This window comes from Legionella londiniensis (assembly GCF_001467825.1).
Taxonomy (GTDB): Bacteria; Pseudomonadota; Gammaproteobacteria; order Legionellales; family Legionellaceae; genus Legionella_A; species Legionella_A londiniensis.
The window spans coordinates 160419-169620 of the sequence record NZ_LNYK01000001.1 but is presented as its reverse complement, the minus strand read 5'-3'; the positions used below and the strand labels follow the sequence as shown (position 1 = coordinate 169620).

Below are 9202 nucleotides of genomic sequence, written 5' to 3'. Positions count from 1 at the left end.
TTCGAGCCGGCGATCGGTTCACAATCATTTATAAAGCATTTTTTATTGAAAATAAGCTGGTTGGCACAGGCGAGATTATTGCTGTAAGTTACACCAATCGCGGCAAAACCTTTTCAGCTATTCGTCATAAAAACAAAAATGGAGAATATGAATATTTTACACCTGAAGGCAACAGCCTTAAAAAAGCCTTTTCTCGTTATCCACTAAAATTCAGCCACATCAGCTCAACTTTCAGCCTATCACGGATGCATCCAATTTTACATCGGAGAAGACCACATAAAGGAGTAGATTTGGCAGCACCTATCGGAACCCCAATTCGCGCTGTAGGGGATGGTAAAATTGCAATTATCGGCCGGCAAAGCGGCTACGGTAATATGATTAAGATTATTCATAACAAAACATATAGCACGGTATATGCCCATATGCTTAAATTTCAAAAGGGGCTGGTGCAAGGTGACCGTGTCAAACGAGGCCAAATCATTGGTTATGTTGGGCAAACCGGACTGGCGACAGGCCCCCATTGTCATTACGAAGTACATATCAATCATCAACCGAAAAACCCAACAACGGTTGAACTGCCCCGCTCCTCTCCGGTTCCCGCACGGGAACTGGCTTCTTTTAAAAGCACAGCCAGTACCTTGCTGGCACAAATGCGCCTTTTTGAAGAAGCGCAATTTGCTTCCGGCCAAAATGTAATGCACGGTTAACCTAAGTTCCTGCCGACAATTGTAAATTCTTGCGTCGAGTTTTAGTTACATAAAAAAATAACGGCAAACACAAATCGCTGCGATAATTCCTGCCAAATCTGCTAATAATCCTGCAGGTATTGCGTGCCGGGTATGGCGTATTCCAATTGCGCCAAAATACACTGCGACCACATAAAATGTGGTTTCCGTGCTGCCCATCATAGTAGCTGCTGTTTTAGCAATAAATGAATTGCCGCCGTGCTCATGAATAAGCTCTGCCATGATTGCATTTGCCGCACTCCCGGAGAAGGGGCGGATTAAAGCTAAAGGCAGTAAATCTGCCGGCATGCCAATAGCGGATAAAAATGGAGAAAGCCAGTTATACAGTAAATCAAAAAAGCCGGATGCCCTGAGCATCCCAATGGCAACCAGCATAGCAATCAAGTAGGGAATAATACTGACGCTGGTTTCAAAACCTTGTTTGGCGCCTAAGATAAATGCATCAAATACATTAATTCTTTTTACTGCTCCAAAAAATGGGATTCCGACGATAAACAGTAGAAATACCACATTGGAGATATGCGTTGCCCAATCAATCATATTTCCCCATCTGGTTTTATTTGATAGCGAGGTAATTTAGCAAGCTGTTTAACCGCAACTATGCCAACCAAAGTCGAAATAGCTGTAGCAATTAGCGAGGTGATAATGACATTACTTGGATGCAAATTTCCATTAGCAGCAAGGTAAGCTATTGCGGTGGCGGGAATAAGTTGCACGCTTGAAGTGTTAATTGCTAAAAACATACACATTGAATTACTGGCTGTATGGATATGGATATTTAAACGCTGCAATTCCTTCATTGCCTGCAGGCCAAACGGGGTAGCGGCATTGGCAAGCCCCAACATATTTGCTGCAATATTCATGATGATTGCACCCATTGCCGGGTGTTCTGCCGGTATCTCGGGAAAAAGCCTGCGTAAAACAGGCTTTAACGCCCTGGCCAGGACTGCAACCAGGCCGGACTCTGAGGCTATTCCCATAATGCCTAGCCACAAGGCCATGATGCCGGTTAAGCCGATAGCAATTTCAAATCCCAGTTTGGCAGAGTCAGTGACTGCATGAACAACTTGATCGATGCGACCTTGAATAATCCCAACAATCACAGCTGTAAACATCATTCCCAGCCAAATTATGTTAAGCACTGTTGTCCTCCAGTCGCATTACCCGCTATCATCACAATTTTATCAGGAAAAAATAATGGCTCAGTCAACATTTTTTAAATGGATTTTTTTGCTTTTTTGGGCGTTTATGCCCGCGGCAAGTCTATGTTTTGCCGTATCTAACGCCGAGAATAAGCTGATTGAGCAATTGTATCACAAGCTCAGTCATTTGCCGCAAAATGACATGCAAAACCGCATCACAGCCATAAGCAGTTGGTTTTTAGGGAAGCCATATCTTCTGGGCGCATTGGGAGAAGGCAATCATGGAGCTTATGATCAATTTCCCTTACACCGCTTTGATGCCTTTGATTGTGAAACCTTTGTTGATACTGTATTAGCCCTTGCCCTGGCAGAAGATGCGCAAACGTTTAAACAATGTATCAATCAAATCCGCTATCGCGACGGCAAGGTATCATTTTTTAATCGCAATCACTTTGCGTCGCTAGACTGGAATCTCAATAATCAGAAACAAGGTTTTTTAAAGGACATTACACCGGGTTTCACAAACAAACACAATAAACCTGTGGCCAAAATTGCTAAAGCTTATATCGACAAACCGGCATGGTATCGGCATTTCGACTCAAAAATTATTCGCATTGCGGATGCTGATGAGCGGCTGATAAATCAAAAGCTCCAATCACTAAAGGAGAGGGGGGGGAAACTTCAAGGCGCTGTTTCTGTCATTCCCTATATTCCTTTATCAGTCTTATTTACGAAAAAAGGCGAACCTAATCAGCATTTGTTTAAACAGATTCCTAATGCATCAATTATTGAAATCGTAAGGCCTAATTGGGATTTACGATCCAGGATAGGAACCTGTCTAAACGTTTCCCATCTTGGTTTTGCAATTTGGAAAGATGATACCCTCATGTTCCGCGAAGCTTCTTCTATCCACCAGCGCACCGTTGATGTACCCTTGATAGACTATTTGCAAGACGCGCTAAAAAGCCCGACCATTAAAGGCATTAATGTACAGATTGTATTGCCGGAAAAAACGTTTAAGGGAGATTGCAGAAATGTGGGGAAAAATCCTTAAGAGGCTCTAAAAATCATCGCTTAATGAATGGCGTCATGAATTGATAACTCCGTCCCCCCAAGGGCAAAAGAACTCCTGTGGCCTTAGCATATGGGTAAATTGCTCCCCAATATTTTCGGTAAATAGCAAGCAATTCGCCATTGTTTTCCATTTCCACAAGCGTAGAATTGATCAAGTCGATTAAGCGCTGATTTTTTTTCAAGCTCATTACCATCATCCCATGGTGAAGGCTGACAATAGGCCCTGTCACCCTGTAAGCTCCTGCCGATTCATCGACCCAGTATTGGGCCGCTCCTGCATCCAAAAAAATGGCATCGACTTGTTCCCTGTTCAATCCATCCAATAAATCGGGAAGATTTTTGAAAAATTTAAAATGAATGACATCTTCCTGTTTTTGATAAGCATCATCAATAAAAATTAAATCAAAAAAATACTTCATTGGAACCAGGGTATTTTTCACAACGCCAACCGTCTTATGATCCAAAGAAGAAAATTGGCTTGCAGAGCGCGTTAAAAAAACCGCATTTCCAATAAAATAAGGATTACTAAATGCATACCTGCCCATGTGGATAGGCTCTAGTGAAATGCCAACAATAATTGCATCTACTTTATTTTCGTTTAAAGCGGTCAGCAATTCATCAAAGCGCATCGGCACCATCGTGCATTGATATTGAATGAGCTTGCACAGGCGCTGCATTATTTCAATATTAAATCCATAAGAATAATGTTTATTGAGCAGCGAGATCTCATAAGGAGGATTATAAATCAGGGTGCCAACCTTTAAAGTATTGTTCAGTGTTGCAGCATGAAGCTTGCATGTTATGAACAAAAGCAATACCACTATGATTTTATTTTGCATAAGTTCGATGCTCAGCAAGAAATGAAAGAAAATGATTGGTGATTCAAATCAGATAATATGTTCCCATCGCTATCGTTCTATTGAAAGGTAATTGATAAAATTCTATATTCAAATTTGCAGAATAATTTCTCACCAAAAAAGAAAACAATCGTTCCTGCCAATAAAACCACAATGTTTTTCTTTTTTTAGATGCTACAACATTTGGAATTTCAATCAGATAAGTTGCCGTATCAACGTTAACCTCAAAAGGCAGAATTCCCCGATCATTGGCGACGTATAATGCCTGAGGCACAGAGACGGTATCCTTAAATCCATAATGCAGGGTCAGTTCGCAAATATTTTCTTTCATGCAATTGATTTCAAATCGATTCTGCGAACTGACATATGGGATACTTTCTACTGTGTAATTTACAATCAGAATATGCTCTGGCAAAGTTCGGTTCAGCTTCAAAAAATGCAGAAAACTGCCCCCGCTTTTATCATAAATATCCGTGATAAATATGGCTGTTGTCCCAGGAAGCCTGTTTAGACTTTTATAATCAAACTGCTTTAGAATTTTCGATAATTCGTCTTTCTTCATGTAATAAGCTGAACGCAAAAACTGCCTCCCGCTATGCCAGGTATACATAATAAATGCGCATACTAATGCAAATACAATGGGAACCCAGCCTCCTGTTGCAATTTTTTGAATATTTGCACCCAAAAATGCCAAATCAATAAAGCCAAAAAAAGAAGCCAACAGCATTAATTTCATCCAACCCCATTTCCATTTTTTAACGGCAAGATAAAATACAAGTGTTGTTGTCAATGCCATATCCAGGTTAACTGCTATTCCGTATGCGTGAGCCAAGGCATTGGAACTTTGAAACACTAAAATTAACAAGACGGTGCCGATTGCCAGGATCATATTCATTTGGGGAATATATATTTGTCCGCGCATCCCTGAAGTTTGAACTATGGGTAGATGCGGATATAGCCCAAGCAAAACAGCTTGTTTGGTTAACGAAAAAGTAGCCGTAATCACCGCCTGGGAAGCAATCACAGTCGCAAGCGTTGCAATGATTAAAAGCCATATCGAAAAGCCTGGCGGCGCTAACATGTAAAAGGGATTGACAATGGCTTCGGGGTTATTTAGCAGATAAGCGCCCTGGCCAAAATAATTCAGCAAAAGTCCAGGCAATGCTACTGCAAACCAACTGATGCGAATGGGTTTTTTACCAAAATGACCGAGATCGGCATACAATGCTTCTGCGCCGGTAATTACTAAAAAAACACCACCTAAAAGGGCATATCCTCTCCATCCATTTTCCATGAAAAACCGAACTGCATAGACTGGATTTATGCCTTTTAAAACCATCGGATTATCAATAATCTGTATGATGCCAAGAACTGCTATGGTTATAAACCAGATAAAAATGATCGGCCCAAAAACAACACCGATTTTTGCTGTACCAAATGACTGCAGGGAAAAAAGAATGATCAGAATGACTAGTGTCAGCGGTATGACCCAATCTGAAAGGGAAGGCATAATCACATACATGCCTTCCACAGCAGAAATAACCGAAATAGCCGGCGTCAACATCCCATCGCCGAGCAACAATCCCGCTCCAAATATTCCTAAAACAAAAAAAATTTTTGTCCTGTTGCCGATATAACCTCTAATAAGCGCAAGAAGTGACAGGATGCCGCCTTCGCCTTCGTTATCAGCACGAAAAAGAATAATTAAATATTTAATCGAAATAACGAGGATAAGAGACCAAAAAATGAGCGATAACACCCCTAAAACATCGGGTATGTTAATTGGAATGCCGTTCAGCGACTCACGCATCGCATACAATGGGCTGGTACCGATATCGCCATATACCACACCCAAAGCTGCCAAGGACAATGAAAATGCTGAATGAGACGTGTTGTTAGTCCCTTCGCTCAAAGCAGAAAATCCTTTATAAACCTTTAAAAAAGAATATCAGCGCCTTTAGGATAAATCAATTGCTCCAACATTGCCCATTATCGACTGCGGTAGATGCAAAGGATTAAATAACAGAGCCGCAAATGGATCAGCCGCTGTTTTGGGCACAATCAACATCCGCACCTTTCTTGCATCGCCATCATATTCAAATAACCATTCAGCGCGATAACCTTCCGGCGTTTTGGAGATTCGCTGAGCTTCCTGTAAAAGGTGAAAAAATCCCCATGTACCTTGAAATTCTTTTACGGCCTGGGCATCGGAAAAAGTATCGGTGATGCGGATGAAGGTTTCATTCTCCATACTATCCTGTCCCGGCCAAAGAAATGTTATCCACTCCTGAGGGCCATTGCGATATGGGTAAGTCTGCCCGTTGACTGCTATCAATATTTCTTTTAAACCGGGCGTTGGAATAGGATAAATTGCGTAGTGTAAAGCCAAATCACTATCCCCGTGGGGAAATAAACTGCGGGAAACATTTTGTATTTTAGCTATTGCGGCTAAAAAGGATGGGGAAAAGGTGAGTCCCATTCCCAACCATTGATTTGATGCATACCCTGCTCCTTGTTGCCGGAGAAATGGCTCAAGGATAGCCATAAATTGAGCAAAAACACCCTGTTTCGGCATAAAGAAAGCATTAAAACTGGATAAATCCACATCTTTTCCTTGATGGTTAAAAGGGAAACGCGTTGCCAACTGCTGTTGATAAACTTGTAAAACGGTTTGCTGCCAAACAAACTGCAATTTCTGTTGCGTTTCATCCAGTACAACCTGAAAGCTCTCTTTTACGGGCCGCAATAATAGTTTTTTGAACACCTGACGAGCCTCGAGAGATGAAATTTGATTGGTCAAATCTTCAATCACCGCAAAAGTTTTAAATAGTTCCGTATCACGTCCCTGATTGCTGCATAAACCTGCGGCATAGTTCAGGGAATCATTGCCAGGATCAGAACTCATTGCCATCCTTTTCATGTCCTCCTGCAAGGCTGCGAGCTGCTTGGTATATTTAACCAATAAACCCTGCCCGCTGCCGGCCAATGAGCCAATTTCTTTCATTTGCTGTCGTATACGCACCGGGACGTGGTCTATCTCTTCAGCATTCAGCATTTTTTGTAAATTGATATTTTGATTAAAAACCGCAAATAATTGAGAGATGGGACCTGGTATTTGCTCCATCGCCTGCAATTGCTGATGAGCGTTTTCAAACGTACTGTACGGTGAAATTTGAATAGAACCAATCAATTGCAGCCAAGCATGCAAATATTTTGACAAATACAGCGAATAAAGCCCGGAAAGAATAAACTTTTTCTGCTTTTCATCAGATGTATTTTTTACGACGAAAGATGAGTAACCAGGACCTGTCAGCGCCATATGAATCACCCAATCCTGATTTGCATTAAATCGCGCATATTCACGAAAGGCTGGTTTTACAAACTGTTTAAATCCTTTTAGGGTGTAAAATACCGGTAGTTTATATTCGCTGTGCCAGGTATCATCATTTGCTTCCAGCAATGCGGCAAGATTAGTGTAGCCCAAAGCCTTAAGGCCCTGCATCTCTATTAAAGAAAAAATATTGCTGATGCCATTAGCTGACAAATCATTGCGGGCAGCTTGAATGAGATCACTCTGATAATCAGTCAACCTGCACTGTTTATCGGAACTTGGGCAGAATAGATTTTCCAAAAAGATTCTGCTTAGAAGCTTTAATCCGTCAAAGTCTTGCCCTTGTTCTTCGAAATGCAATTCTTTCATATTCTTCCAGATATCTGCCAATTCATCCCTTGCAAACTCTATTTCCATCTGTTGTGGGAAATAAAGCATTAAATAAAGCTTTAAAGCAGCATAATAACTGCCCCGCAGATTCTCTCGCTCTTTGCTGTCTCCTTTTTGCCATTGTTGGTGAAATTCATTTAATGAACGCTCAAGAAAATATTTTGCCGGTTTGTAAAAATCCTTATCCATCATCCTCGCAAGCAACATTTCACATAACTCAAGCTGACTGGCAAACCGGTTCATGCCAAATGTTTGATACCAGGAATGTTTTTTATCGAAATTTCTTAGCTGTTCGACATGGTTAGCCGCCTTGATGAGAAAAGCCAGCTTCACATATTGACCGGTATTTTGGGTTAAAAATTCACTTCCTTTCCTCGCCAGGTCATTTCCATATTTTAGTAACCGCGAGGTGGTTAAGTAAGCTTTAGTCAGAAGACTCAAGCCGCCAAGAAGCAGAACGAGAAGCAACATCATTTGGCCAAGCCTTCGCCACGCTCTCAGTTTGCATCTTCGTCGGGTATAAACGGGCTTGGGTTCATCATTAAAAAGCTTCTTCTGTAAAAAATCATGAATAAAATACGAAGATACTTGAGATCCCTCTTTTATCGCGCCTGTAAAATAAATGCCTTGCAGATTCAGTTTTTCCTGGTAAATCGAATCACGCGATAAAAGCTTAATGGCCTTGATTAAAAGGGTAGAAAATTGATAAAAATATTGCGGAAAACGCAGCACCGCAATTTTGTCTTCCAAACTGGCCGGCACATGGAGCTGGTTGAGTTGACGAATGGCTAATTTTTTTTCAAGGGCATCGATATTCTGTTCAAGTTTACACTCACTTTGCCCTGCGCCAAAGAGATCAATACCCCAAATCTGCTTTCTAGCATTCGCGTTTAAAGACGAAAAAAATTGTGAAAACCCCTCGATCTGCTCGCATTTGCTTATCAGAATATAAACAGGAATACATGATCCCAGGCGATGATAAAGCTCGGCAATTCTCTTTTGAATCTCTGAAATATTGGTATAAAGATTTGCCTCATCCATCATCCATTCATAACTTAAAATCAGTAAAACACCTTTTAATCCATGCCTTTTATGAATGCGCTTTAACTCTTTCTGTAATCTTTGCCAGCTTCCGCTGGCTTCCGGACTGAGAAGTGAAGAGCCCTTGCTGTCAATAAAGACTGCTTCCTCCGCAAACTTCAGGCTGAAATCGGCATTGCCCGAACCGGCTGGTTCTGAAAAATGGAGGTCTGATTGGTTCAGTAATGCCGTTTTACCTGCATCGGTTGGCCCAATTACGAGAAACCAGGGAAGAGCTTTGCTTCGTGCACGCCGCTGGAAAGGTCTGGCAGGATAAAATCTTTTAGCATTGTCAAACAGACTAACAATTCGCTGCCTTGCGGCTCTTGGAAAATCTTTATAAAGCTTATTTTTAAAAAGTAACCATGCGCAATAGATCCCAGCTGCAATACCTGCAATCAGCAGCAATGAAACGCCTATTGCCAGCAATGTTTGCCGGGAATAAAACCCAAGAATAAACATCACGGCCGTTATTGCAGTTGATAGCAAAACCACTGCAAGGGGACGGGATTTAATTGGGTTATATATTAAAAGTCTAAGATCCATTTTCTCTCCACTGACTCGCCTGGGACTTGCTGGTGT

The 9202-nt window shown here is 41.4% G+C and carries 7 protein-coding genes (1 of these 7 running past the window's edge); 2 read left to right on the top strand and 5 right to left on the bottom strand.

The window, feature by feature from the left end; all coding sequences use genetic code 11:
- On the top strand, positions 1 to 707 hold the 3' portion of the coding sequence (locus tag Llon_RS00785) for a peptidoglycan DD-metalloendopeptidase family protein (RefSeq protein ID WP_058528169.1). 634 nt of this gene lie to the left of the window's left edge; the window shows 707 of its 1341 coding nt (coding positions 635-1341); its start codon lies off the left edge, out of view; the stop codon is at positions 705 to 707.
- 45 nt (positions 708 to 752) lie between these two features.
- On the opposite strand, the gene Llon_RS00780 is transcribed toward Llon_RS00785, so the two are convergent.
- Both Llon_RS00780 and Llon_RS00775 read right to left on the bottom strand, forming a co-directional pair.
- The gene (locus tag Llon_RS00780; protein WP_058528168.1) at positions 753 to 1286 is read right to left on the bottom strand and encodes a spore maturation protein; all 534 of its coding nucleotides are present in this window, start codon (positions 1284 to 1286) and stop codon (positions 753 to 755) included.
- The gene (locus tag Llon_RS00775) at positions 1283 to 1888 is read right to left on the bottom strand and encodes a nucleoside recognition domain-containing protein (protein WP_058528167.1); all 606 of its coding nucleotides are present in this window, start codon (positions 1886 to 1888) and stop codon (positions 1283 to 1285) included. The genes Llon_RS00780 and Llon_RS00775 overlap by 4 nt, the downstream gene beginning before the upstream one ends.
- A gap of 55 nt (positions 1889 to 1943) precedes the next feature.
- On the opposite strand from Llon_RS00775, the gene Llon_RS00770 reads away from it, so the two are divergent.
- Complete coding sequence (locus Llon_RS00770) at positions 1944 to 2942, top strand: N-acetylmuramoyl-L-alanine amidase-like domain-containing protein (protein ID WP_058528166.1); 999 nt, start codon at positions 1944 to 1946, stop codon at positions 2940 to 2942.
- 13 nt (positions 2943 to 2955) lie between these two features.
- On the opposite strand, the gene Llon_RS00765 is transcribed toward Llon_RS00770, so the two are convergent.
- From Llon_RS00765 to Llon_RS00755, 3 genes are read right to left on the bottom strand one after another with little or no spacing between them, the layout of a single operon-like run.
- Entirely contained in the window at positions 2956 to 3801 is an 846-nt protein-coding gene (locus tag Llon_RS00765) for a transporter substrate-binding domain-containing protein (protein WP_058528165.1), read from the bottom strand.
- Between the two features lie 43 nt (positions 3802 to 3844).
- Entirely contained in the window at positions 3845 to 5731 is a 1887-nt protein-coding gene (locus Llon_RS00760) for a potassium transporter Kup (RefSeq protein ID WP_058528164.1), read from the bottom strand.
- A 45-nt stretch (positions 5732 to 5776) separates the two neighbouring features.
- Positions 5777 to 9166: a type VI secretion protein IcmF/TssM N-terminal domain-containing protein gene (locus tag Llon_RS00755; RefSeq protein WP_058528163.1), complete on the bottom strand. Its 3390-nt coding sequence runs from the start codon at positions 9164 to 9166 to the stop codon at positions 5777 to 5779.
- Positions 9167 to 9202: the final 36 nt, after the last annotated feature.

What these genes read in the sequence shown, in the direction of transcription:
- Llon_RS00780 (WP_058528168.1), bottom strand. Translation starts at nt 1,286, where the DNA reads ATGATTGATTGGGCAACGCATATCTCCAATGTGGTATTTCTACTGTTT.
- Llon_RS00765 (WP_058528165.1), bottom strand. Translation starts at nt 3,801, where the DNA reads ATGCAAAATAAAATCATAGTGGTATTGCTTTTGTTCATAACATGCAAG.
- Llon_RS00770 (WP_058528166.1), top strand. Translation starts at nt 1,944, where the DNA reads ATGGCTCAGTCAACATTTTTTAAATGGATTTTTTTGCTTTTTTGGGCG.
- Llon_RS00755 (WP_058528163.1), bottom strand. Translation starts at nt 9,166, where the DNA reads ATGGATCTTAGACTTTTAATATATAACCCAATTAAATCCCGTCCCCTT.